Origin of the sequence: Streptomyces sp. NBC_00572 (assembly GCF_026341815.1) — a bacterium.
In the GTDB taxonomy this organism is placed as follows: Bacteria; Actinomycetota; Actinomycetes; order Streptomycetales; family Streptomycetaceae; genus Streptomyces.
Genome location: NZ_JAPENX010000001.1, coordinates 1,204,880 through 1,228,337, shown reverse-complemented (window position 1 = coordinate 1,228,337; position 23,458 = coordinate 1,204,880). Strand labels below are relative to the sequence as shown.

The 23,458-nt window shown below is 72.5% G+C and carries 22 protein-coding genes; 9 read left to right on the top strand and 13 right to left on the bottom strand.

The window, feature by feature from the left end; translation table 11 throughout:
• Window positions 1–53: 53 nt before the first annotated feature.
• The 4 genes from OG514_RS05700 to OG514_RS05685 form a co-directional block, all read right to left on the bottom strand.
• Complete coding sequence (locus OG514_RS05700) at window positions 54–302, bottom strand: acyl carrier protein (RefSeq protein ID WP_015033413.1); 249 nt, start codon at window positions 300–302, stop codon at window positions 54–56.
• 56 nt (window positions 303–358) lie between these two features.
• On the bottom strand, window positions 359–1,390 hold the full coding sequence (locus OG514_RS05695) for a ketoacyl-ACP synthase III (protein ID WP_266891512.1): 1,032 nt from the start codon (window positions 1,388–1,390) through the stop codon (window positions 359–361).
• Window positions 1,391–1,408: 18 nt separating this feature from the next.
• Window positions 1,409–2,350, bottom strand: coding sequence for an ACP S-malonyltransferase (locus OG514_RS05690; protein WP_266891511.1), 942 nt, complete (start codon window positions 2,348–2,350; stop codon window positions 1,409–1,411).
• 89 nt (window positions 2,351–2,439) lie between these two features.
• Window positions 2,440–3,621, bottom strand: coding sequence for a CdaR family transcriptional regulator (locus tag OG514_RS05685; protein ID WP_030321855.1), 1,182 nt, complete (start codon window positions 3,619–3,621; stop codon window positions 2,440–2,442).
• Window positions 3,622–3,794: 173 nt separating this feature from the next.
• On the opposite strand from OG514_RS05685, the gene OG514_RS05680 reads away from it, so the two are divergent.
• On the top strand, window positions 3,795–4,496 hold the full coding sequence (locus OG514_RS05680) for a pirin family protein (RefSeq protein WP_266891506.1): 702 nt from the start codon (window positions 3,795–3,797) through the stop codon (window positions 4,494–4,496).
• Between the two features lie 19 nt (window positions 4,497–4,515).
• Here OG514_RS05680 and OG514_RS05675 read toward each other — a convergent pair whose 3' ends face one another.
• Window positions 4,516–5,694, bottom strand: coding sequence for an Ig-like domain-containing protein (locus tag OG514_RS05675; RefSeq protein ID WP_266891482.1), 1,179 nt, complete (start codon window positions 5,692–5,694; stop codon window positions 4,516–4,518).
• Between the two features lie 210 nt (window positions 5,695–5,904).
• On the opposite strand from OG514_RS05675, the gene OG514_RS05670 reads away from it, so the two are divergent.
• The 5 genes from OG514_RS05670 (at window position 5,905) to OG514_RS05650 (ending at window position 11,702) form a co-directional block, all read left to right on the top strand.
• Window positions 5,905–7,080 (top strand): peptidoglycan bridge formation glycyltransferase FemA/FemB family protein, encoded by a 1,176-nt coding sequence (locus tag OG514_RS05670; protein WP_266891480.1) that lies wholly within the window; start codon window positions 5,905–5,907, stop codon window positions 7,078–7,080.
• Window positions 7,077–8,732, top strand: a complete 1,656-nt coding sequence (gene murJ, locus OG514_RS05665) for a murein biosynthesis integral membrane protein MurJ (protein WP_266891478.1) — start codon at window positions 7,077–7,079, stop codon at window positions 8,730–8,732. Before OG514_RS05670 ends, murJ begins: the two co-directional genes overlap by 4 nt.
• 50 nt (window positions 8,733–8,782) lie before the next feature.
• Window positions 8,783–9,475: a response regulator transcription factor gene (locus OG514_RS05660; protein WP_266891476.1), complete on the top strand. Its 693-nt coding sequence runs from the start codon at window positions 8,783–8,785 to the stop codon at window positions 9,473–9,475.
• 68 nt (window positions 9,476–9,543) lie between these two features.
• A complete protein-coding gene (locus OG514_RS05655) occupies window positions 9,544–11,019 on the top strand; it encodes a HAMP domain-containing sensor histidine kinase (RefSeq protein ID WP_266900760.1) in 1,476 nt (491 codons plus the stop codon).
• Window positions 11,016–11,702 (top strand): hypothetical protein, encoded by a 687-nt coding sequence (locus tag OG514_RS05650; RefSeq protein WP_266891474.1) that lies wholly within the window; start codon window positions 11,016–11,018, stop codon window positions 11,700–11,702. The genes OG514_RS05655 and OG514_RS05650 overlap by 4 nt, the downstream gene beginning before the upstream one ends.
• 7 nt (window positions 11,703–11,709) lie before the next feature.
• On the opposite strand, the gene OG514_RS05645 is transcribed toward OG514_RS05650, so the two are convergent.
• A complete protein-coding gene (locus OG514_RS05645) occupies window positions 11,710–12,540 on the bottom strand; it encodes a serine hydrolase (protein WP_266891472.1) in 831 nt (276 codons plus the stop codon).
• Window positions 12,541–12,600: 60 nt separating this feature from the next.
• Here OG514_RS05645 and OG514_RS05640 point away from each other — a divergent pair, with 60 nt between their 5' ends.
• Window positions 12,601–13,023, top strand: coding sequence for a MerR family transcriptional regulator (locus OG514_RS05640; protein ID WP_266900759.1), 423 nt, complete (start codon window positions 12,601–12,603; stop codon window positions 13,021–13,023).
• On the top strand, window positions 13,020–14,045 hold the full coding sequence (locus OG514_RS05635; protein ID WP_266891470.1) for an aldo/keto reductase: 1,026 nt from the start codon (window positions 13,020–13,022) through the stop codon (window positions 14,043–14,045). The genes OG514_RS05640 and OG514_RS05635 overlap by 4 nt, the downstream gene beginning before the upstream one ends.
• A 17-nt stretch (window positions 14,046–14,062) precedes the next feature.
• Here OG514_RS05635 and OG514_RS05630 read toward each other — a convergent pair whose 3' ends face one another.
• The 7 genes from OG514_RS05630 to OG514_RS05600 form a co-directional block, all read right to left on the bottom strand.
• Window positions 14,063–15,280, bottom strand: coding sequence for an acyltransferase (locus OG514_RS05630; RefSeq protein ID WP_266891468.1), 1,218 nt, complete (start codon window positions 15,278–15,280; stop codon window positions 14,063–14,065).
• A complete protein-coding gene (locus tag OG514_RS05625) occupies window positions 15,277–16,257 on the bottom strand; it encodes an alpha/beta hydrolase (protein WP_266891466.1) in 981 nt (326 codons plus the stop codon). The genes OG514_RS05630 and OG514_RS05625 overlap by 4 nt, the downstream gene beginning before the upstream one ends.
• Window positions 16,258–16,505: 248 nt before the next feature.
• Window positions 16,506–17,186, bottom strand: a complete 681-nt coding sequence (locus OG514_RS05620) for a response regulator transcription factor (RefSeq protein ID WP_266891464.1) — start codon at window positions 17,184–17,186, stop codon at window positions 16,506–16,508.
• Window positions 17,183–18,559 carry a sensor histidine kinase gene (locus tag OG514_RS05615; RefSeq protein ID WP_266891462.1) on the bottom strand — a complete coding sequence of 459 codons (1,377 nt, stop codon included), beginning with the start codon at window positions 18,557–18,559 and terminating at the stop codon, window positions 17,183–17,185. The genes OG514_RS05620 and OG514_RS05615 overlap by 4 nt, the downstream gene beginning before the upstream one ends.
• 107 nt (window positions 18,560–18,666) lie before the next feature.
• Complete coding sequence (locus tag OG514_RS05610) at window positions 18,667–19,560, bottom strand: DUF4429 domain-containing protein (RefSeq protein ID WP_266891460.1); 894 nt, start codon at window positions 19,558–19,560, stop codon at window positions 18,667–18,669.
• A 74-nt stretch (window positions 19,561–19,634) separates the two neighbouring features.
• Window positions 19,635–20,849: an alpha/beta hydrolase gene (locus tag OG514_RS05605; RefSeq protein ID WP_266891458.1), complete on the bottom strand. Its 1,215-nt coding sequence runs from the start codon at window positions 20,847–20,849 to the stop codon at window positions 19,635–19,637.
• Window positions 20,850–21,001: 152 nt separating this feature from the next.
• On the bottom strand, window positions 21,002–21,661 hold the full coding sequence (locus OG514_RS05600; RefSeq protein WP_266891456.1) for a TetR/AcrR family transcriptional regulator: 660 nt from the start codon (window positions 21,659–21,661) through the stop codon (window positions 21,002–21,004).
• Window positions 21,662–21,778: 117 nt separating this feature from the next.
• Here OG514_RS05600 and OG514_RS05595 point away from each other — a divergent pair, with 117 nt between their 5' ends.
• Window positions 21,779–23,401, top strand: a complete 1,623-nt coding sequence (locus OG514_RS05595; RefSeq protein WP_266891454.1) for an MFS transporter — start codon at window positions 21,779–21,781, stop codon at window positions 23,399–23,401.
• The last annotated feature ends 57 nt before the right edge of the window (window positions 23,402–23,458 follow it).

The following is a 23,458-nucleotide window of genomic DNA, read 5'->3' as shown; positions in this document are numbered from 1 at the left end:
GGTCGGAATACGGCGCCACCGCCGGGTGGCGGACCGAGTCAGCGAGGGCCGAATCAGGCCTGGTGCTTCAGGATGTAGTCGGCAGCGTCGCCAACCGTCTTGAGGTTCTTGACGTCCTCGTCCGGGATCTTGACGTCGAAGCGCTCTTCGGCGGCGACGACGACCTCGACCATGGAGAGCGAGTCGACGTCCAGGTCGTCGGTGAAGGACTTGTCCAGCTGGACGTCCTCGACCGGGATGCCGGCGATCTCGTTGACGATCTCGGCGAGGCCTTCGACGATCTGGTCCTGGGTGGCGGCCATGGTGGCGCTCCTTCTTGTGATTACTTGGGAAAAGGCTTCCGGAAGAACCGGAGTGCCTAGGGGAGGGTAACGACCGTCGCGGCGAAGACGAGACCCGCCCCGAAGCCGATGATGAGCGCCGTGTCGCCGCTCTTCGCCTTGCCGGTGGCGAGGAGTCGCTCCATGGCGAGCGGAATCGAGGCGGCCGACGTGTTGCCGGTGGTCTCGACGTCACGGGCGACCGTGACGTGCTCCGGCAGCTTCAGCGTCTTCACCATCGAATCGATGATCCGCATGTTCGCCTGGTGCGGGATGAAGACGTCCAGGTCGTCCGCCGAGATGCCGGCGGCGTCCAGGGCCTGCTGGGCGATCTTCGCCATCTCGAAGACGGCCCAGCGGAAGACCGCCTGACCCTCCTGCGTGATCGCGGGGAACTTGATCTCGCCCGCTTCGTTGAGCGGCAGCTTCGAGACGTCGCCGCCGTGGAACTCGTTCCACGGCACGGTCTGCTTGATCGTCTCGGACTTGTCGCCCTCGGAACCCCAGACGGTGGGGCCGATGTGCGGCTCGTCCGAGGGACCGACGACCACGGCGCCGGCGCCGTCGCCGAACAGGAAGGCCGTCGCGCGGTCCTCCAGATCCGTCAGGTCGCTGAGCCGCTCGACACCGATGACGAGGACGTACTCCGCGGACCCCTCGACGATCATGCCCTTGGCGAGCGTCAGGCCGTAGCCGAAGCCCGCGCAACCGGCGGAGATGTCGAACGCGGCCGGCTTCCCGGCGCCGATCTTGTCGGCGATCTCGGTGGCGACGGCCGGGGTCTGCTTGAAGTGCGAGACCGTGGAGACGACCACGGCGCCGATCTGCTCCGGGGTGATCCCGGCGTCGGCGATGGCCTTGCCGGAGGCCTCCACCGACATGGCGGTGACGGTCTCCTCCGGGGAGGCCCAGTGGCGGGTGGAGATGCCGGAGCGCGAGCGGATCCACTCGTCGGACGAGTCGATCGTCTCGAGGATCACCTCGTTCGGCACGACCCGGGTGGGGCGGTAGCCGCCGACACCGAGGATCCGTGCGTACGGGGCGCCCTTGCTGGGCTTGATCTTCGACATGCTTCTCGACACTCCTTGTCAGACGGCCGCGTGCTCAGAGATGAGCGTACGGGCCGCGTCGAGGTCGTCGGGAGTCTTGAGAGCGACCGTGGCCACGCCCGGCAGGGCGCGCTTGGCGATGCCGGTCAGGGTGCCGCCGGGGCACACCTCGATCAGCGCGGTCGCGCCGAGCGCCTGGAAGGTCTCCATGCACAGGTCCCAGCGGACCGGGTTCGCGACCTGGCCGACGAGACGGGCCACGACCTCGGCGCCGTCGGTGACGACCTGCCCGTCCTTGTTGGACACGTAGCGGACGGTCGGGGCGGCCGGGGACAGCTCCTTCGCCGCCGCTTCCAGCTTCGCCACGGCCGGGGCCATGTGGTGGGTGTGGAAGGCACCGGCGACCTTGAGCGCGACGACCCGGCGGACACCCTCGGGCTTGTCCGCCTCCAGGGCGGCCAGCTGCTCCATGGTGCCGGCGGCCACGATCTGGCCCGCGCCGTTCACGTTGGCCGGGGTCAGGCCGAGCTTCTTGAGATGCGCGACGGACACCTCGGGGTCGCCGCCGAGCAGCGCCGACATGCCGGTCTCGGTGATCGCGGCGGCCTCGGCCATCGCGAGACCGCGGGTCCGGACGAGACGCAGCGCGGCGGTGTCGTCGAGGACGCCCGCGAACACGGCGGCGGTGAACTCACCGACGCTGTGACCGGCGACGACGCCGGCGACGCCCGCCGCCTTCGCGGCGGAGGACCCGTCGCCGAGCGCGGCGGCGGACAGCAGGCCGGCGGCGACGAGGAGCGGCTGGGCCACGGCGGTGTCACGGATCTCGTCCGCGTCCGCCTTCGTGCCGTAGTGGGCGAGGTCGAGCCCGATGGCGTCCGACCAGGCCGCGATGCGGTCGGCGGCGCCGGGGAGTTCGAGCCAGGGAGTCAGGAAGCCGGGCGTCTGAGCGCCTTGGCCGGGAGCGACGAGTACGAGCACCCTCACACTCTCTCTTGGGGACGGCTCCGAGCGCCCGTGGGGACAGGGACGAAGAACCGTCGGGGGAATTGTTGGTGTTCGACAAAAGTCTAGGACTGCTGATCTCCGTCGGCCAAGCGCCCCAGAATGAGCGCGATCCGCAGCGTGAACGCGGAACGTACATCGGAGGGTGACCAGCCGGTGACGTCGGTCACACGTCGAAGCCGGTAGCGCACGGTGTTGGGGTGCACGAACAACATCCGGGCCGCGCCTTCCAGGCTGCTGGCCTGCTCCAGATAGACACTGAGAGTTTCAAGGAGCGCCGAGCCCGCTTCCTCCAGCGGTCTGTAGATCTCCTCCACCAGCTGCTCGCGCGCCGAAGGGTCGGAGGCGATGGCGCGCTCCGGCAGGAGATCGTCCGCGAGGACCGGGCGGGGAGCGTCCTGCCAGGCCGAGCAGGCCTTCAGGCCCGCCGCGGCGGCCTGCGCGGAGCGGGTCGCGGCCAGCAGGTCGGGGACGACGGGGCCCGCGACGACCGGGCCCGCGGCATACGGGCCGATCAGGGCCTTGGCCACGGCCAGCGGATTGTCGTTGCCGCCGGCGATGACGACCAGACGGTTGCCGAGGACACCGGTGAGGACCTGGAGCTTGGCGTGGCGGGCCGCGCGGCGGATCGCCTCCACGGTGAGCTCGCTGTCGCCGTCGGGGGCCGTACCGAGGATCACGCACACATGGTCCGGGGAGTTCCAGCCGAGCGCCGCCGCGCGCGAGACCGCGCCCTCGTCGGCCTCGCCGGAGAGGACCGCGTTCACCACGAGCGATTCCAGGCGGGCGTCCCAGGCGCCCCGCGCCTCGGCGGCCTGCGCGTACACCTGGGCCGTCGCGAAGGCGATCTCCCGGGCGTAGACGAGGAGCGCCTCGCGGAGGATGGACTCGTCGCCGGGGGCGGCGACCTCCTCGATCGCCGTCTCCATGACCTCGATGGTGGTGCGCACCATCTCCACGGTCTGGCGCAGGGTGATCGCGCGGGTCAGCTCGCGGGGCGCGGTGCCGAAGACGTCCGTCGAGATGGCCTGCGGGGTCTCCGGGTGCCGGAACCACTCGGTGAACGCGGCGATACCGGCCTGGGCGACCAGACCGATCCACGACCGGTTCTCGGGCGGCATCGCCCGGTACCAGGGCAGCGTCTCGTCCATGCGGGCAATGGCGTTGGCGGCGAGCCGCCCGGAGGACTGTTCGAGGCGCTTCAGGGTCGCGGCGTGCGGGTGAGGGGCGTTCGTGGGTTCTGGCACGTGGACAAGACTGCCTTATCGGGACGGCAGTGTGCGGGGTCGGGGCGGGTTCGCCTCCGGCGGGGTCCCGGTCCGCCCTCGCGCCGTGGTCCGGCCGCACCCTCGGGCCGTTGCCGGCCGCGCCTCGCGTCGGCGCCCGGCGCACGCGGGGAGGCCGCACTACCGTAGGGGCCGTGATACGCATCCAGCGCGCGGCGGAGCGGTACCCCGGGGGTGACCCGGGCGCCGGGATCGAGACCCGGCACGCCCTGTCCTTCGGGCCGCACTACGACCCCGACAACCTCCGCTTCGGCGCGCTCCTCGCCTGCAACGAGGAGCGGCTCGCGCCCGGCGCGGGCTTCGACGAGCATCCGCACAGTCACACCGAGATCGTCACCTGGGTCGTCGAGGGGGAACTCACCCACCACGACACCGCCGGCCACACCACGGTCGTCCGCCCCGGCGACCTCCAGCGGCTCGGCTCCGCGGGGGGAGTCCGACATGTGGAGCGCAACGACGCCGAGGTGCCGCTGGTCTTCGTGCAGATGTGGCTCGCACCGCTGTCGCCGGGCGGGGAGCCCTCGTACGAGGTGGTGCGCGGGCTCGCGGAGCCGTACGACCTCCCGGCGGCGGACGCGCGGCTGCACGTCCGCCGGCCGGCGGAGGGCGAGAGGGTCGCCGTACCGGACGCCGATTTCGCGTACGTCCATGTCGTCCGCGGCACGGTCGGGCTCGACGGGGAGCCGCTGTCCTCCGGCGACGCGGCCCGGATCACGGACGCCGGGGGACACACGCTCGTCGCCACGACCGATGCGGAGGTCCTGATCTGGGAGATGCGGGACTGGCGCAAGGCCCTGGGCCGAGAGGACCCGGCCGAAGGGCCGGCGCTCGCCTGAGCAGCCCCGGGCCGGCGCTTCAGGCGAGCGCGCTCTTCGTCTTCCACTGCTCCCAGCTCAGGTTCCACGCCCCGTAGCCGTTGCCCTCGGCGACGGTGCCCTTGGTGTCCTTGCCGGTGATCTCGAAGGGGTCGCCGACGTTCACGGCGGCGTAGAAGGACGCGGCGTTCTCGTCGCTCATGCCGATGCAGCCCGAGCTCTTGTTGGCGTTGCCGAAGTACGCCGCGTTCCACGGGGCCGCGTGCGCGTACATGCCCGACCAGGTCAGCCGCATCGAGTAGTCGACGTCCTTGTCGTACGCGTCCCCGAGCCCGACGGTCTCCGAGTTCATGTTGATGGTGCCCTCCTTCGCCATCAGCACGGCCGTGCCCCGCCAGGACCGCTTGTCGCCGCCCGGTGTGCCGCCGGAGACCGGGATCGTGCGGACCGTGCGGCCGTCCTTGTTCACGGTGAGCTTGTGCCGGTCGAGGTCGACCTTGACGATCTGCGCCGCGCCGATGGTGAAGCCGGTCCGGTAATCCCGTACGAACCAGCCGCCGCCCGAGTCCGTGCCGTTCAGGTCGGCTTGCAGGGTGACCTTCGTGCCGGGCTTCCAGTACGTACGGGGGCGCCAGTCCGCCCTGTCCCGGCCCGAGTAGTCCTTGACCCAGCCCCAGGAACCCTCGGTCGCGTTCGAGGTGGTCACCTTGAGCTGCTTCTCCACGTCCGCCTTCTTCGTGACCGGGAGGTCGAAGACGATCGAGAGGGGGTGGGCGATGCCGACGGTGGTGTTCTTGCCGGGGGCGAGGGTGAGCTTGTTGACCTTGTCCGCCTCGGCCGTCTCGAAGGAGGACTTGGTCGTCGACTCCTTGCCGTCGGCGCCCCGGGAGGTGACCTCCACGGTGTACGCGGTCCCCGGCGCGGCCTTGCGGTCGGAGACCCAGCGGGTGCCGCCCGCGCCCGCGCGCCCGGCGAGCGAACCGCCGTCCGCGTCCACGACCTTCACCTCGGCGATCGTGCCGCCCGTCGCGGTCACCGTCACCGGGAGACCGGCCGCCGGGTCCACGACCGTCACCTTCGCCGGCTGACCCTTCGACGCGTTCGACGCCGGGGCCTCGGTCCCTCCGGGACCACTCGCGGCCTGTGCCGTGCAGGCCGTGAGGGAGACGCTCAGCGCTACGGCCGCGAGAACGGGACGGGATGTGCGTATGCGCAGCACGGAAGACCTCCGCAGAGTGAGGGAGTGGCGAGTGGGATGTTTCGGACTGTAGGTCGCTCCCGGCGCCCCGAGTCGGCCGGAGGCCCATGTGACAAGGGCTGCGGCAAAACGGTCATCGTCCGGTCACATTCGCCGCGCGACTCGGTCGAATTCGGCTGTGAGCCTGCTGTGCGCCCCACCACCGAGGGGCGGAACAAGGAGGCTCCCGTTGTGTCAGCCCTGCTCGTGACGGCCGCACCCACTGAGCGCCGCTCCCTGCGGCTCGGCCAAGTGACCCCCGAGGTCTACCGTGCCTTCCTCGCGTCCCGCTCCGGTGCGGACGGGCCCAGCTTCCTCCAAGTCCCCGCCTGGGCCCAGGTGAAGGACGGCTGGCAGCACCAACTGGTCGGCTGGGGGCCCGAGTCCGGCGAGCTGACCGGAGTCGCCCTCGTCCTCATGCGGCCCTTTCCCGGCACCCGCAAGTACTTCGCCTACCTCCCCGAAGGGCCCGTCGCCGACTGGTCCGATCCCGACGTCGACAGCTGGCTCGCCCCGCTGCTCGGGCATCTGCGCTCCTGCGGCGCCTTCGCCGTACGCATAGGCCCCGGGCCCGCCTACCGTCGGTGGAACGCCGCCACCGTCAAGGCCGCCACCGGGCCCGGTCGTCGGCTCTCCGACGTCCTCGCCGACGAGGTCGACCCGCTGGGTACCGCCGTCGCCGAACGCCTCCGGGCGCGGGGCTGGCGGCGCTGCGGCGGGGAGTCGGAGGACGGCGCCGACGCCCAGCCCCGGCACGTCTTCCAGGTGCCGCTCACCGGGCGCACCCCCGACGACCTGTGGAACGGCCTCAACCAGGAGTGGCGGCGCAACGTCCGCAAGGCCCGCAAGTCCGGCGTGGAGATCACCGTCGGATCCGCCGCCGACCTGCCCGAGTTCTACCGGCTGCTCCGCATCACCGAGGAGCGCGACGGGTTCCGCCTCGGCCGCTCCCTCGCGTACTACGAGCGGCAGTACGCCGTCCTCAACGCCGAACACCCCGGCCGCATGAAGCTCTACCTCGCCCGCCACGAGGGCGAGATCCTCGCCGCCCACACCATGGTCACCGTCGGCGGACGCGTCTGGTACCAGACCGGCGCCTCCGCCGATCACCGCCGCGAGGTCCGCCCCTCCAACGCCCTCCAGTGGCGCATGCTGCTCGACGCCCACGCCCTCGGCGCCGCCGTCTACGACCTGCGCGGGGTACCCTCCACCCTCGATCCGGGCGACCGCGCCCACGGGCTGCTCCGCTGGAAGCTCGGCACGGGCGGACAGGTCGTCGAGACGCTGGGGGAGTGGGAGACACCGATGCAAGGCACGACCAACCACGCGCTGTTCCGCGCCTTCCAGGCGTATCTGGCCCGCCGATGACGGCCACGCTCACCGCCGAAAGGCCCGGCAGGGGCCGGGCGAAGGCCAAGCCGTCCGCGCTGCGCAGCGGTGCGCTCATGGCCGCCGGGTCGCTCGTCTCGCGCGCCACCGGTTTCGTCCGCGCCTCCGTCGTCGCCGCGGCGCTCGGCGCCGCATCCGTCGCCGACGGCTACGCGGTCGGCAACACCGTCCCCACGATCATCTACACCCTCCTCCTCGGCGGCGCCCTCAACGCCGTCTTCGTCCCCGAGCTGGTCAAGGCCGCCAAGGAGCACGAGGACGGCGGAGTCGCCTACACCGACCGACTGCTCACCCTGTGCGCGCTCGCCCTCGTCGCCCTCACGGCCGGCGCGGTGTTCGCAGCGCCGCTGATCGTCGACACCTACACCGACTACGTCGGCGATCAGCGGGAGATGACGATCGCCTTCGCGCGCGCGTGCCTGCCGCAGATCTTCTTCCTCGGCCTCTTCACCCTGCTCGGACAGGTCCTCAACGCCCGAGGCCGCTTCGGCGCCATGATGTGGACCCCCGTCCTCAACAACGTGGTCGTCGTCTCCGTCTTCGCCCTCTTCCTCGTGGTCGGTGACGGCGGCGCCCTCACCCCCGGGGAGACCGCCCTCCTCGGCTGGGGCACCACCGCCGGCATCGTGCTCCAGGCCCTCGCCCTCGTCCCCTCGCTGCGCGCCGCCCGCTTCCGCTGGCGGCCCCGCTTCGACTGGCGCGGCAGCGGCCTCGCCCAACCGCTCCGCTCGGCCGGCTGGCTGGTGCTCCTCGTCCTCACCAACCAGGGCGCGTACTGGGTGACCACCCTGCTCGCCACCTCGGCGGGCGACACGGTCAGCGGCGGCGGTCTCGCCGCGTACAACAACGCCTATCTGCTGTGGAGCGTCCCGCACGGCATCATCACGGTCTCCCTCGTCACCGCGCTGCTGCCCCGGATGAGCGGCGCGGCCGCCGACGGCGATCTCGCGGGGGTCCGGCGGGACGTCTCGTACGCCCTGCGGACCAGCCAGGCCGCCGTCGTCCCGGCGGCCTGCGCCCTCCTCGCGCTCGCCGTCCCGCTGATGACGGTCGTCTTCCGGTACGGGGCGACCAGCGGCGACGACATCCGCGCCATGTCCTGGATCCTGATGGCCTTCGCGCCCGGCCTCGTCGCCCTCTCCGGGCAGTACGTGTGCACGCGCGCGTTCTACGCGCTGCGGGACACCCGCACCCCGTTCCTGCTCAACCTGGTGATCGCCGGGCTCAACGCCGCGCTGTCGTTCGCCGCCTACCACTACCTGCCCACGCGCTGGGCCGTCGCCGGCATGGCCGCCGGATACTCGCTCGCGCTCTGGGCGGGCTGGGGACTCACGGCGTACGTGCTCGGGAGGCGGCTCAAGGGAGACGGCGCGAAGGACGAGGGCGCCGGCTCCGGCGGCTCCGTCTCCGCGCTCGTGCGGCTGATGTCCGCCGCCGTGCCCGCCGCCGGTTACGGGCTCCTCGTCACCGACCTCACCGGTCCCGCCGGAGCCGTACCCTCCGGGCTCGCCGGCGCGCTGACCGTCCTCACCGTCTTCGCCGTCCTCGCCCAGCCCCTCCGCCTCACCGGGGTCCAGACCCTCCTCGCGGCCGGGAGCGGCCGACTGCGCGGCCTGGCCCGCCGTACCTGAACCACCGCCCCTCCGCGAGAGGGGCCCGTCGACCTTGGGATACTCCACAGATGCCCCGCGTGCTCCTGATTGAAGACGACCCCTCCGTCCGCGAAGGCGTCGAGCTCGGGCTCCGGCGCCGCGGGCACGAGGTGCGCACCGCCGCCACCGGGGAGGCCGGGCTCGACGCGCTCGGGGAGTTCCGGCCGGACCTGCTGCTGCTCGACCTCATGCTGCCCGGCATGAACGGCGTCCAGGTCTGCCGCCGGGTGCGCGAGACCAGCCAGCTGCCGATCATCATGCTGACCGCCCGCGGCGACGACTTCGACGTCGTCATAGGCCTGGAGGCCGGAGCCGACGACTACATCGTCAAGCCCGCCCGAACCGAGGTCATCGAGGCCCGGATACGAGCCGTGCTCCGGCGCATCGAGGAGCCGGGGGGAGCCAAGGCCGCCGTCGAGTTCCACGGGGAGCTGGCCATCGACCGGGCCGGGCTCACGGTCGCCAAGTCGGGCGAGCGGATCGGCCTCGCCCCCTCCGAGCTGAAGCTGCTGCTCCATCTCACGGCCGCGCCCGAGCAGGTCTTCAGCCGCCAGCAGCTCCTCGAACACGTCTGGGAGCACAGCTACCACGGGGACGCCCGGCTGGTCGACGCCTGTGTCCGCCGGCTGCGGAACAAGATCGAGGACACTCCGGGCGACCCCCGCTACATCCAGACCCTGCGCGGCTTCGGCTACCGCTTCGGCCCGCTGGGCCCGATGTGAAGGCCTGCGTCACCCCGGAGGCGGACGAGGACACCGGGCACGAGGGGCACGAGTCCCACGGCACGGGGGTGCGCGGCCGCGCGGCCCGGCGCAGGGCCCGGAGCCCGCGGCTGCGTCCGCACCCCTTCGGCCTGCGCACCCGTCTCGTCCTCGCCTTCCTGCTCGTCGCCGCCGTCGGCTGCGGCACCACCGCCGCCCTCACCTACCGGGCCGCCCGCAACGCCATCCTGGAGCAGACCCAGGACACCGCCGTCTCCGCCTTCCGCGAGCAGGTCGACGCCCTCGGTACCGCTCTGCCCGTCGAACCGGCGATGCTGCGGGACTCGCTCATGCGGATCGCCCGCCAGGGCAAGCCCCGTGCCTGGCGCGTCTACGCCGAGTACGGCACCCTCCGCGTCTCCTCCACGGACCGGCCCACCTCCTCCGTCATCACCCCGGAGCTGCGGGCCCGCGCCGCGGACGACGAGGCCGTCCCGCACGGCAGTTTCCAGCGGGTGGTCAAGAACGGCACCCCGTACCTCACGATCGCCGTTCCCGCCGTCTTCCTGGCCCGTTCGGCCGAGGGACCGCCCCAGCGCACCGGTCTCGTGTTCTATGCCGTCATGGAACTCTCCGAGGAGGAGGCGAACGTGGAGGCGATGGTCACGGCCGCCCGCGACGGCGCCCTGCCGGCGCTCGCGATCGCCCTGATCCCCGCGCTGATCGCCGCGCGCGGAGTGCTCCGGCCCGTACGGGAGCTCCGCCACGCGGCCCACAGCATGGGGCGCGGCCGGCTCGACACCCGTATCCACGCCAAGGGCAGCGACGAACTCGCCGATCTCGCCCGCACGTTCAACGAGTCCGCCGCCGAGCTGGAACGTTCCGTCGCGGAACTCCGCAACGCCGAGGCACGTGCCCGCCGCTTCGCCTCCGACGTCTCGCACGAACTCCGCACCCCGCTCGCCGGGATGCTCGCCGTCACCGAGGTCCTCGACGAGGACGCCGAAGGCCTCGACAGCGACACCGCCCGCGCCGTCCGGCTGATCAGTGCCGAAACCGGCAAGCTCGCCGTGCTCGTCGAAGACCTCATGGAGATATCCCGATTCGACGCGCGCGCCGCCGAGCTCCACACGGACGAGGTCGACGCCGCCGACTGCGTCCGCAAGACCCTCCAGCACCGGCACTGGACGGACTCGACCCAGGTCGTCCCGTACCTCGCCGAGGGGATCAGGGCCAGGCTCGACCCGCGCCGCTTCGACGTCGTCGTCGCCAACCTCGTCGGGAACGCCCTGCGGCACGGCGGGGCGCCGGTGACGGTCCGGCTGTGGGCGGAGGGGGAGCAGCTGGTGACGGAGGTCGCCGACCGGGGGCCCGGCATCCACCCGGACGTCCTGCCGCACGTCTTCGACCGCTTCTACAAGGCGGACAAGGCCCGTACGCGCTCGGCGGGCAGCGGCCTCGGGCTCGCGATCACCCAGGAGAACGTACGGCTCCACGGAGGCACCGTCACGGCCGCCAACGACCCCGAGGGCGGAGCGGTCTTCACCGTTCGGATGCCGCTGTGAACGGCGGGAGGGCCACTGCCGTACCCCGCCGCCGGGCGGGGGGAGCCGCGAAGCGCCGCACCAAGGTCGCCGCCGCCCTGCTCGCCCTGCTGACGCCGCCCGCGCTGGCCGGCTGCGGCATACAGAAGAGCGACGTCGTGGAGGCGGGCGGGGCGGCGACCCTCCACGTCCAGCCGATACTCGACAACCGGATCGTGCTCTACTTCGTCGGCCCCGACGGCCGGTCGATGCCGGTGGCCCGCGATGTCGAGCAATCCGCCCCGGTGATCACCTCCCCGCCGGAGGGCTCGGAAGGCCCCGTCCCGTCGGACGTGTTCGGTCCGGACTACGAGGTGTCCCGCGACGAGCTGCGCCACGGCAAGATCGTCACGGACAAGATCCTCGCCATGCTCCTCGCCGGCCCCAGGGCGAACGAGACCGCGGCGGGCATCACCACCGCCCTGCCCGGGGTGGAGGGGGATGCCCCGACCGTGCTGCAGACCTCGAAGGGGAGCGCCTCGGCGGGGAACCCGGCGCGTCGGCTGATCTGGGTGCGGACGCCCTTCCCCGTCAAGAAGCTGTCGGAGGCGGGCGTCCACCAGCTGGTCTGTACGACCGCCTACGCGGAGGACCCGGCGGGCCTGGTCGAGGTGTCGCTCAGCGGCCCGGACGGCATCCTGCCCACCGCCCGCTGCGACGGGTAGCCGCGTCTCAGGCGGTACGCAGATCGGCGAGGACCGCGTCGGTGAACGGCGGCCAGGCCTCGACCGCCCACGGCCCGAAGGGCCGGTCGGTGAGCGTCACGCAGGCGGCCCGCGCGTCCGGGTCGACCCACAGGAACGTGCCGGACTGCCCGAAGTGCCCGAAGGCGCGCGGCGAGGACGTGGCGCCCGTCCAGTGCGGGGACTTGCCGTCGCGGATCTCGAAGCCCAGACCCCAGTCGTTGGGCCGCTGGTGCCCGTAACCGGGCAGAATTCCGGTCAGACCGGGGTACGCCACGCTCATCACCTCCAGGACGGTGCGCGGGTCGAGCAGCCGCGGCGCCTGCACCTCGGCGGCGAACCGCACCAGATCGTCCACGGTCGACACGCCGTCCTTCGCGGGTGAACCCTCCAGGGTCGTCGACGTCATGCCGAGCGGCTCCAGGACCGCCTGGTGCAGATACTCGGCGAAGGGGATGTCCGTCGCCTTGGCGAGGTGGTCGCCGAGCGCCTCGAAGCCGGTGTTGGAGTAGATCCTGCGGGTGCCCGGCGCGGCCATGACCCGGTTCTCGTCGAAGGCGAGCCCCGAGGTGTGCGCGAGGAGATGGCGCACGGTCGAGCCCTCGGGCCCGGCCGGCTCGTCGAGGTCGATCGCCCCCTCCTCGTACGCGACGAGGACGGCGTACGCCGCGAGCGGCTTGGTGACCGAGGCGAGCGGGAAACGCCGCCCCGTGGGGCCGTGGGACCCGGCCAGGGTGCCGTCCGCGAGGACCACGGCGGCAGCCGCGGTGGGGACGGGCCAGTTCTCGATCGACGCCAGGCTCGGCACGCTGCTCTGCATGGGGCCGAGCCTACTTGCTTCGAGTGCACTCAAACGTTTTAGCGTGGGGGCATGAGCGTGATGGCGAGCACGAGTACGAGCACAGGCACGAGCGGCACCCGGATCCCCCGGACGCACTACACGATCAGCGAGGTCGCCGCCCTGACCGGCCTTTCGGCCCATACCCTGCGCTGGTACGAGCGGATCGGCCTCATGTCGCACGTCGACCGTTCGCACACCGGCCAGCGCCGCTTCACCGAGCGGGACCTGGGCTGGCTCGCCTTCGTCGGCAAGCTGCGGCTGACCGGAATGCCGGTCGCCGACATGGTCCGGTACGCCAAACTCGTCCGCGAGGGTGACCACACCCGCGACGAACGACGGGAACTCCTGGAGACCACCAGGCGGGACGTGCTCTCCCGGATCACCGAACTCCAGGACACGCTCGCCGTGCTCGACATCAAGATCAGCCACTACGGGACCGCAAGCGGAGGAACGCCTTCATGACCAGCGTGAGCAGGATCGACACCGTACGCCTCGGCGGCCAGGACGGACCCGAGATCGGCGTCCAGGGCTTCGGCGCCATGGGCATCAGCGAGTTCTACGGCGACACCGACGAGGCCGCCGCCCGCGACACCCTCGACGCGGCCCTGGAGGCCGGCGTCACCCTGATCGACACCGCCGACGTCTACGGCAGCGGCGCCAACGAGGAGTTCCTCGCCCCGTTCCTCGCCGCCCACCGCGACGAGGTCACCCTCGCCACCAAGTTCGCCATAGAGCGGCGCGCCGACGACCCCACCTACCGGGCCGTCCGCAACGACCCGGCCTACATCAGGAAGTCCGCCGAGGACAGTCTGCGCCGGCTCGGCATCGAGACCATCGACCTCTACTACATGCACCGCCGCGACCCGGAGATCCCCTTCGCCGAGTCCGTCGGCGCCATGGCCGAACTCGTCCGGGAGGGCAAGGTCCGGTACCTGGGCCTGAGCGAGGTCACCGGGCCCGAACTCCGCGAGGCCCACGCCGTCCACCCGATCGCCGCCCTCCAGTCGGAGTGGTCGCTCTTCTCCCGGGACGTGGAGCGCAGCGCCGTCGGCGCCGCCGCCGAACTCGGCGTGACCTTCGTGCCGTACTCGCCGCTCGGCCGCGGCTTCCTCACGGGGGCGTTCGCGGACGCCGCGAAGGACCTGTCGGGAGGCGACTTCCGCCAGTACCAGCCCCGGTTCACCGGCGAGAACGCGGAGCGGAACGCCGCCCTGCTCGACCCGGTCCGGAAGATCGCCGCCGCGCACGGCGCGACCCCGGCGCAGATCGCCCTCGCCTGGGTGCAGCAGCGGGCCTCCGTGCACGGCCTGACCGTCGTCCCGATCCCCGGCACCCGCAAGCGCTCCCGCCTGGAGGAGAACGCGGCCGCCACCCGCATCACCCTCACCGCCGCCGAACTGGCGGAGCTGGAGCCGATCGCCGGCCTGGTGGCGGGCGACCGCTACCCGGACATGCGCTTCACGTCGGCGTCGCGCGAGGCCTGAGCCACCGGTCCCACGGGTCACGCGAGGCCCAGGGCGAAGACCGCGAACCCCGCCGCCAGCAGCCCCGCCAGGGTGCGGCGGCCCGGGCCGGTCTTCGCCCACGGGGACTCGAACCCGCGCGCGTACCGCCCGATCAGGACGAGCAGTCCCGCGAACACCAGCATCCACGCCAGCCGGGCGAGGATCCAGCCGACCGAATCGGGCGCCCCGACCAGGCCCGGGATCTCCCCGAGGTACGAGGCGGGGATCGCCGCGGTGAGCATCGCCGTCTGGTGCCAGCACAGGATCGTCATCGCCGAGAGGTTGACGACCACGACGGGCGCCCACAGCGCGGGCCGCTTCAGGAGCCTGCCGAGGCGGTCCCTGAGCAGGATCGCCGCGCCGCTCTGCGCGGCGGCGAGGGCGAGCACGAGCAGCGACGGCGGGTGCGAGTTGGTGCGGGCCTCGCCGGGGACGCCGACCATCGACGCCGGGTAGCCGAAGGCGAGCAGGAGGGCGGCGAAGAGCGCGGCCCCGCCGACCAGCAGCGCCCAGGCGTGCCGCCTGGTGACCCGGCCCTCACCCCACGAGACACCGAGCTGATACGCGAAGAGCCAGCCGGGCAGGATGTTCAGGAGGCTCAGCCAGGACGGTACGGCGTCGGCGTACGGCCCGTACCGCAGGAAGTCGACGACGGCGACCGAGCCGAGCAGCGGGGCCGCGGCCCACACCCCGAGGCGGCGGGCCGCCCGTACACACAGCGGGGTCAGCGCGGTGACCACCGTGTACACCCCGACGAACCAGAGCGGCTGGATCACGAGCGTGGACGCCGTCCGCAGGCTGTCGACGGGCACCCCGACCCCGAAGTGCAGCACGGGGAGGAGCGCCGCCCAGACCGCGGTGACACCGAGCACGGGGCGGCCGAGCCGGGCGACGCGGCCCTTGAGCCACTCACCCGTGGAGCCCTTCCTGCGCCGGTAGGAGAGCACCGAGGCGTAGCCGCCGACGAGGAAGAAGATCCCCAGCATCTGCAGGACCCAGCTGACCGGCGCGAGACCCGCGAACGTACCCAGGGGACTGGCGTTGTGGATCGCGCCGTCCGAGGAGAGCGTGAAGCCGCCGAGCAGCCAGTGCCCGGTGGGCACGGCGAGCAGGGCCAGGGCGCGCAGCCCGTCGATCGCCCGGTCACGGTGGGCGGGGGTGCCCGACTCGATCTTCCGGGCCGTGCGGCGAGCCATGGTCGTGAGGGTGCTCATCGGACATCTCCCTCGGCGATCGCGGCGAAGGCGCGCAGGGAGGCGGTGCCGGGCGCGAAGTAGCCGCCGTGGCCGGCCGCGTCGTCGGCCGCGATCCGGAGGGCCCCGAAGGCCGGGTCGGCGGGGTCGGCGCCGTGTCCGAGGTCCCCGACCTCGACGTTCGGGACCCGGTCGATCCAGTCGGTGGGATCCTTCGCCGCCCAGACGCGGGCGGAGGTGCCGAGCTCGTCGACGTTCTCGGCGCGCATTCCGGGGGAGCCGAAGACCACCAGGTCCTTGGCCTTCAGATCGCGGGCGGCGAGGCCGCAGACCACGGAGCCGTAGCTGTGGCAGAACACGGCCGGCTCGGCCGCCCCGACGGCCGCGAGACCGTCCGTGAACCGGGTGAGCCGGTCCGCGCCCACCTCGGCGAGCCGGCCGGTGGCCGCGTCCAGACCGACGCCGACCGGGGTCGTGTACCCGGCCCAGGCGACGACCGCCGTACGGCCGTCGGTCGCCCGGCGCAGGGAGGCCGCCATGTCCGTGAGCGGCCGCAGGTGATCCGCGTCGATGTCGGATCCGGGCACGACCACCGCCACGTGCTCGGCCCGCGCCAGGTCCCCGTACACCAGGGCCACCTGACCCCGGCCGCGGGCGTCGTGGGCGAGGACCCGCGCCTCGCCGAACGCCCCGTGCGTGGCCCGGGCGTTGGCCTCGTACCGCAGCTCCAGGGGCGCCCCGTCGAGGTTCCCGACGACCGTCGGGTGGGTCCAGGCCAGCTCCCGCTGCCGTGCCGGGCTCAGCCCGGCGAAGAACCGCGCCACCCCGGCCGGGTCCATCCGCTCGGGGTCCGGCAGCCCCGCCGCCCGCCACTCCGCCGTCCCGGCCGGCGCCCCGGTCACGGCCTCCTGGCTGTCACCGGACGCCCAGCCGGCCGTCCCGCCGATCACGGCGGTCACCAGGGCCGCGGTGATCAGGGTCCTCGAAATGCGGCGCATGGGGTCGCCCTCCCTCTCCGGTACTCGCTCGTTCGCTGGCGAGAGGAAGGTAGGAAGACGACGGGTGACGGCACGTCACACCGGGGAGCCAACTCCGGTCCGATACCGGGGTAGGGGGTGGAGGAGCGGACAACATCAGGCGGGGGGTGGGGTTTCCCCCCGGGGGGTAGCGGGTGCGGGGGACCGTTCCCGCAGGTGGGGGCGCGGCCTACGCGCGCGCGTGGGCGGGCACGGCCAGGTGCCGGCCGTCAGGACGTGCCCGGGGTCACGAGGCCCGACTCGTACGCGAAGACCACCGCCTGCGCCCGGTCGCGCAGGTCCAGCTTGGCGAGGACGCGGCCGATGTGGGTCTTCACCGTCTGCTCGGCGAGGACGAGATGGTCCGCGATCTCCTGGTTCGACAGGCCGCGGGCGATGAGCTCCAGGACCTCGGTCTCGCGCGGGGTGAGACCGTTCAGGCGCAGCGCCGTGGTGTCCTTGCGCGGGGCGGGCCGGGAGGCGGCGAAGTCGGCGATCAGCCGCCGGGTCACGGACGGGGCGAGCAGCGCCTCGCCCGCCGCCACCACCCGCACCGCCGCGATCAGGTCCGCCGGCGGCGCGTCCTTCAGGAGGAAGCCGGACGCGCCGGCGCGCAGCGCCTCGTACACGTAGTCGTCCACGTCGAACGTGGTCAGCATCAGCACCTTCGGCCGGTGGGTGACCCCGACCGGCGGGTGGAGGATCTCCCGGGCGGCGGCGAGCCCGTCCAGCTCCGGCATCCGCACGTCCATGAGGACCACGTCCGGGTGCGTCGAGCGTGCCACGTCGACGCCCTGCCGCCCGTCCGGGGCCTCGCCCACGACGTCGATGTCGGGCTGCGCGGCGAGCAGCGCGGCGAAACCGGCCCGCACCATGGCCTGGTCGTCGACGATGATCACGCGGATGGTCACTCGGAGTCCTTGGCGGTCGGGGTCGGGTTCGTCGCCGCTGAGGGGTTCGCCGCTGCCGAGGGCATCGGGTCCGGGGTCAGCGGCAGCCGCGCGGCGACCCGGAAGCCGCCGTCGGGCAGCGGCCCGGTGTCGAGCGAGCCGCCCGTCAACCGTACGCGCTCCCGCATGCCGACGAGCCCGTGCCCGGTGCCGGACGCGCCGCGCTCGACCGCGGAATCCGCCTCCGTGGAGGGCCCGTTGACGACGAGGACCGTCAGCCATCCCTCGTCCGCCCGGATCGACACCCGGGTCGACGCCCCCGGCGCGTGCCGGACGATGTTCGCGAGGGCCTCCTGCACGATCCGGTACGCCGACAGGTCCACCGCCTGCGGTACGTCACCGAGGTCGGCGGCCAGCCGCAGCTCGGCCGGCACCCCGGCCCGTACGGTCGCCTCGACCAGCTGCTGGACCCGGTCCAGGCCCGGCTGCGGGGCCCGCTCGCCCTCGCTGCCGTCACTGCGCAGCACCGAGAGCAGCCGTCGCATCTCGGCCAGCGACTCGCGCGCGCTCGCCGCGATCGAGGTGAACTCCTCGCGGGCCGCGTCGGGGAGGTCGGGGATGCGGTACGGGGCCGAATCGGCCTGCACGGTGATCACGGACATGTGGTGGGCCACGACGTCGTGCAGCTCGCGCGCGATCCTGGCCCGCTCCTCCAGGAGGGTGCGGCGGGAGCGTTCCGCCTCGCTGATGGTCTCCTGCTCGACGAGCCGCCGCTGGGCGTCGCCACGCGCGCGTACCGCCGAGGTGAAGAGGAGCAGCACCCCGCTGAGGACCAGCAGCAGGGTGTGGAGGCTGGTGTACCCGGACGGCTTGAAGACCTCCAGGACGTACCCGGCGGCGCCGGTCGCCAGCCAGACGCCGAACAGCGCCCGGCGGGACTCGCGCAGCCCGAGCGCGATCATCAGCGCGCAGTAGCCGATGACGATCGGCGGGGTCCAGGGCCAGAACTCGGCGCGCGGGCCGTCCGCGGCGAGCAGCACGACGGCGCCGAGGACATCGGCGGCGAAGATGACCCACCAGGCCTGCAGGGGACGGGCGACGGCGAGCAGCAGCGGCGCGGTCTGCGCGGTGGCGATGGCCCCCGCGAGGCCGCCGTTGACGCCGTAGTCCCCGGCGAGCAGCAGGACCGTGCTGGGGAGGAGCGAGGCGACGAAGGCGAGGGCGACGACGTACGGGAGCAGCCGCACCCACCGTGAGGAGGCGTCGGCGAAGAGGGGCGCCCCCGGTGTGGTGGGGGTGGTGAGCGAAATCCCGAGCCCCTGGAACGTCTCGCGTGTCCGGGTGCTGAGCTGTCGGAGGGTGGGCGGCAGCTCGTGCCGCGGTTCGGTAGGCATGACCAGCTCAGGGTAGGCAGCGGGCCGGGCCCCCGACGTCATACCGGGGACCGGGCTCCGACCTGATACCCGGGTATGACGCCGGGGCGCGGTCGCGCACCGTCCGGCTACAGCTCCGCGAGGAGTTCCGCTTTCTTCGCCGAGAACTCCTCGTCCGTCACCAGTCCCGCCTGGTGCAGTTCACCCAGGTGCCGAATCCTTTCGGCGACGGCCCCGGGAGCGGCGACACGCGCGGGCACGCGGTCCGAGGTCCTGATCGCCGCGAGGACCGCCGCCGCGAAGGGGAGCGACAGGTGCACCGGCCCGTAGCCGAGGCCGAAGACGACGGAGGCGGGGTCCCGGTCGGCCTGGGACGCCCGGGGTTCGCCGCCCCGCGGCACCAGACGCAGATGCCCGTCGAGGACGTCCGGCGAGCGCCACTCGACCCCGCACAGATCCCGTACGTGGAAGAACTGGTCACCCGCCTTCCACTTCTCCGAGGACGCCCCCGTCCAGGACCAGCGGAACGTGACCTCCGACTGCCCGTCGAAGCTCGCCTTCCCGTCGTACGCCTTGAAGGACTGCGGACCCTGCGGCGGCGCCACGAGGAAACGGTCGGCGGGCGTCACCTCGGCGGCGCCCGGGAGGTCGGGGTCGCCCGACGGCTCCTCGGCGTACGGGCTCCGCCGTGCGACGCCCGCACGCAGCTCGTCCCGGTAGTACTCGGCGAGCGTCTCGTGGTCCGCCGGGAGCACCAGGCGGTACGGATCGCAGTTCTCCGCGAGCTGCCCTGCGGCCGCCTCCATCAGCGGATCGGCGCCCGGTCTCGGCACGGCGTGCAGCACGACGGTGCCCCGCTTGCCGGGCGAGAGCGTCACCGACGCCAGCGCCTCGTGCGGTACTCGTCGTTCGCGCAGCGCGTTGAACAGCCTTGGCGCACGGTTCCCCCGGTCGAAGCGGATGACGAGGGCGTCACTCTCGAACTCCCAGGTGGCATGAATTCCGGCCAGCACATCACCCATACGCCTCATCGTAAGCGGCGTGTGCCCGCGCGTCGCCCCCGTGATAGGTCCCGAAATTACGTGATCTACGCGCGTCAGCGCCCTTCCGTGCCGGATATTCCGTCGTGGCAAGCGCTGTCGGCACGTGCGCACACCAGGTTCCCGTAGGAGCCGGCGCCTATCGCGGCGAAGTTGCCGAGGCTCTCGGTGCCCGGCTCGAAATAGCCGCTGTGGCCGATTGCCCCCCGCGCCGAGAGCAGCCGGGCGCCGAACTCCGGGGCCACCGGGTCGGCGCCGTGCCCGACACCGCCCACCTCCAGGTGCGGCACGTCCGCGATCCAGTCGTCGGCGTCCCGCATCGCCCACACGCGCGCGCGGGTGTCGAGTTCCGCCGCCCGTTCCACCCGCATCCCCGGGCTTCCGGCCACGGCCAGATCCGTCACCCGGGCGGGCAGCCGGGGCGCCGCGACCCCGCAGAGCACGGAGCCGTAGCTGTGGCAGAACAGCGCCACGCGTGCGTCCCCGGGCAGTGCCTCGGTCAGTCTCACCAGGCGTTCGGCGCCACCCTCGGCGAGCCGGCCGGTCATCGCGTCGACACCGACCCCGACGGGCGTCGTGTAGTCGGCCCAGGCGATCACGGCGACCCGGGCGCCGGGGGAGGCCCGCCGCTCGGCGCCGTAGAGCGCCTCGGCCATGCCCGCGGGAGCTCCGTACCGGCCGTGGGTCTTCTGGAAGGTGAGGAGATTGGTGTCGACGCCGGGCACGATCACCGAGACGCGCCGGGCCCGCTCCAGGTCCCCGAGGACCTCGGCCGTCCGCCCCGTACCCGTCGGGTCGAAGGCGAGGATCTGCCGGCCGGGCCGCAGCAGCGAGCGGAATCGGTCGAGCCGGCGCTGCGCCTCGTGCCGGCCCTCGGCGGAGAGCCTCGTGTCGTGGACCCTGCCCCGTTCGGAGGAGAGCGCGCGGCCGAGGGTGATCCGGTTGGCGCGGTAGCGCAGGGCGACGGGGGCGCCGTCGAGATTGCCGACGACGAGCGGATGCCGCTCGGCGAGCCCGGCCGCGCGCGCCTGGCCGAGCCCGGCGAAGAACGCGGCGATGCCCCGGGCGGGGGTGTCCGGGCCCGGCAGCGGACGCTGGTCGAGTCGGTCGCGCGCCCAGGCCGCGAGCGCGGCCTCACGGGACGGGCCGGGCACGGGACGGTGCTTGATCGTCGTCCACCCGGTGGTCGCGAGCAGCACGAACACGACGGCGAGCGCGAGCAGGGTGCGCACGACGACCAGCGTGGGGGAGGCGGCTTCGACTGGGGTCACGGGCGGCCACCCTACGGTGCGGGGGTGAACTTTCGTGGATCAGGTTTGGCCGGCCCGGCCCGGTGCCCCCAGCGGATCGGCTTTCGCGGGGCGGTCCCGTGACCTCGCGGATCCACTCCCGCGGGCAGCGCCGCGACCTCGCGGATCCGGCTCTACCGGGCCCCGTTTTCCCGCTCGTCCGGGCGGTTCCGCCAGTGCGGGGTGAGGGCCGGGCCGAGGTGGTCGAGGTACTCCTCGGTGAGGTCGCGGATGGCCTCCAGGCTCTGATCCGTACCCCGGCCCCACAGCTGGCCGGTGACCCGCATCACACCGCTGAACGCCGCCACCGCGATCCGGGGGCGCGGGTCCCGGTCGACGTCGAGGCCCTCGCGTTCGGCGATGATCCGGGCGATGGTCTCCTCCATCTCGGTGGAGCGGCGCAGATGGACGGCGAGCAGCGCGGGCGTCGACTCGATCATCTGGTAGCTGCGCAGGTACAGCTCGACCGGTACGACCTCGGTGATGGCGTCGCCGATGGTGTCCCAGGCGCAGAGCACGGCGTTGCGCATCGCGTCGAGAGGGCCCTCTCCGGGCGGCCGCTGCCCGAGGGCCTCGACGAAGCGCTCCTCCACCATCTGCTGGACGGCGAAGGCGACCTCCTCCTTGGAGGAGAAGTACCGGAAGAAGGTGCGCTGGGAGACCTCGACCGCGTCGACGATCTCGTCGACGGTCGTCCCCTCGTACCCCTGGGCGGTGAAGAGCTCCAGGGCCACCCGGGTCAGCGCGTCGCGCGTGCGTTGCTTCTTCCGCTCACGCAGGCCGGGCAGGGTCACGTCGGGGTCCTCTTTTCGCGCATTTCGTCCAGCTCAGCGTACCTGTGAGCTACGTGACAGTTACCGACGTGTGAATCGCTTTGTCAATTGTCAGTGACTGTCACTAGCCTCTTTCGTATGACTAGTCAGACCACCGTGGAAAAGGCCCCGCAGGGTCAGGGGGACGCCCGGGAACCCGTACCGGTCCCGGCGAAGGGACTGCGCGGCCACCCCTGGCTGACCCTGTTCGGCGTGGCCGTGGGCGTGATGATGGTCGCGCTCGACGGCACGATCGTCGCCATCGCCAACCCGGCCATCAAGACCGACCTCGGCGCCTCCCTCGCCCAGGTCCAGTGGATCACCAACGGCTATCTGCTCGCGCTCGCCGTCGCCCTGATCACCGCCGGCAAGCTCGGTGACCGCTTCGGCCACCGGCAGACCTTCCTCATCGGCATCGCCGGCTTCGCCCTCGCCTCCGGCGCCATCGGCCTCTCCGACTCCATCGGGGCCGTGATCGTCTTCCGCATCCTGCAGGGCCTCTTCGGCGCCCTGCTCATGCCGGCCGCGCTCGGCCTGCTGCGCGCCACCTTCCCCGCCGAGAAGCTCAACATGGCCATCGGCATCTGGGGCATGGTCATCGGCGCGTCCACCGCGGGCGGCCCGATCGTGGGCGGCCTGCTCGTCGAGCACGTCAGCTGGCAGTCCGTCTTCTTCATCAACGTGCCGGTGGGCGTCGTCGCGCTCGTCCTCGGCCTGGTCATCCTCAAGGACCACCGCGCGGAGAACGCGCCGCGCTCCTTCGACATCCTCGGCATCCTGCTGCTCTCCGGCGCCATGGCCTCCCTCGTCTGGAGCCTCATCAAGGCCGGCGAGTCCTGGGGCTGGTCGAGCGGCAAGACCTGGGGCGGCCTGCTCGGCGCCGTGCTGCTCTTCGCGGTCTTCGCCCTCTGGGAGACCAAGGTCAAGGAGCCGCTGATCCCGCTGGCCATGTTCCGCTCCGTGCCGCTCTCGGCCGGTGTGGTCCTCATGGTCCTGATGGCCTTCGCCTTCATGGGCGGCCTGTTCTTCGTGACCTTCTACCTCCAGGGCGTAAAGGGGCTCAGCCCCGTCGACAGCGGTCTGCACCTGCTGCCGCTGACCGCGATGATGATCGTCTCCTCCCCGCTGGCCGGCGCGCTGATCACCAAGTTCGGCCCGCGGGTGCCGCTGGTCGGCGGCATGGTCTGCACGGCCGTCGCCATGTTCGGCATGATCACGCTCTCCGCCGGCACCGGCACCTTCGTGATGTCGCTCTGGTTCGCGCTGCTCGGCCTCGGGCTCGCCCCGGTCATGGTCGGCGCCACCGAGGTCATCGTCGGCAACGCGCCGCTCGAACTGTCCGGCGTGGCCGGCGGTCTGCAGCAGGCCGCGATGCAGGTCGGCGGCGCGCTCGGTACGGCGGTGCTCGGCGCCGTCATGTCCTCCAAGGTCGCCGGTGCCTTCGAGGGCAACTGGAAGGAGGCCGGGATCCCGGCCCCGGTCAACCCGCAGCTGGAGCAGGCCGCCGAGTTCGGCATGGCCCCGCCGGAGCTGGCCGCGGCGCCGGGGATGACCCCCGATCTCCTCCAGCGGATCACCGGCGTCATCCACGACACCTTCCTCGACGGCATGGGCCTGGCCTTCACCGTCGCCGGTGCCGTCGCCGTCGTGGCCGCCCTCGTCGCCACGCTCACCAAGCGCGGCGAGAACGCGGAGGCGGGCGGCATGGGCGGTCACATCTGACGTCCGTCGGGGTTCCCGTAAGGGGCCGTCACCCGTTCGCGTGAACGGGGGCGGCCC

Excerpts from the sequence above, each read along its gene's own strand:
- OG514_RS05595 (WP_266891454.1), top strand. The coding sequence starts at position 21,779 with ATGACTAGTCAGACCACCGTGGAAAAGGCCCCGCAGGGTCAGGGGGAC.
- OG514_RS05610 (WP_266891460.1), bottom strand. The coding sequence starts at position 19,560 with ATGGGTGATGTGCTGGCCGGAATTCATGCCACCTGGGAGTTCGAGAGT.
- OG514_RS05640 (WP_266900759.1), top strand. The coding sequence starts at position 12,601 with ATGGCGAGCACGAGTACGAGCACAGGCACGAGCGGCACCCGGATCCCC.
- OG514_RS05700 (WP_015033413.1), bottom strand. The coding sequence starts at position 302 with ATGGCCGCCACCCAGGACCAGATCGTCGAAGGCCTCGCCGAGATCGTC.
- OG514_RS05660 (WP_266891476.1), top strand. The coding sequence starts at position 8,783 with ATGCCCCGCGTGCTCCTGATTGAAGACGACCCCTCCGTCCGCGAAGGC.
- OG514_RS05615 (WP_266891462.1), bottom strand. The coding sequence starts at position 18,559 with ATGCCTACCGAACCGCGGCACGAGCTGCCGCCCACCCTCCGACAGCTC.
- OG514_RS05635 (WP_266891470.1), top strand. The coding sequence starts at position 13,020 with ATGACCAGCGTGAGCAGGATCGACACCGTACGCCTCGGCGGCCAGGAC.
- OG514_RS05695 (WP_266891512.1), bottom strand. The coding sequence starts at position 1,390 with ATGTCGAAGATCAAGCCCAGCAAGGGCGCCCCGTACGCACGGATCCTC.
- OG514_RS05630 (WP_266891468.1), bottom strand. The coding sequence starts at position 15,280 with ATGAGCACCCTCACGACCATGGCTCGCCGCACGGCCCGGAAGATCGAG.
- murJ (WP_266891478.1), top strand. The coding sequence starts at position 7,077 with ATGACGGCCACGCTCACCGCCGAAAGGCCCGGCAGGGGCCGGGCGAAG.
- OG514_RS05625 (WP_266891466.1), bottom strand. The coding sequence starts at position 16,257 with ATGCGCCGCATTTCGAGGACCCTGATCACCGCGGCCCTGGTGACCGCC.
- OG514_RS05645 (WP_266891472.1), bottom strand. The coding sequence starts at position 12,540 with ATGCAGAGCAGCGTGCCGAGCCTGGCGTCGATCGAGAACTGGCCCGTC.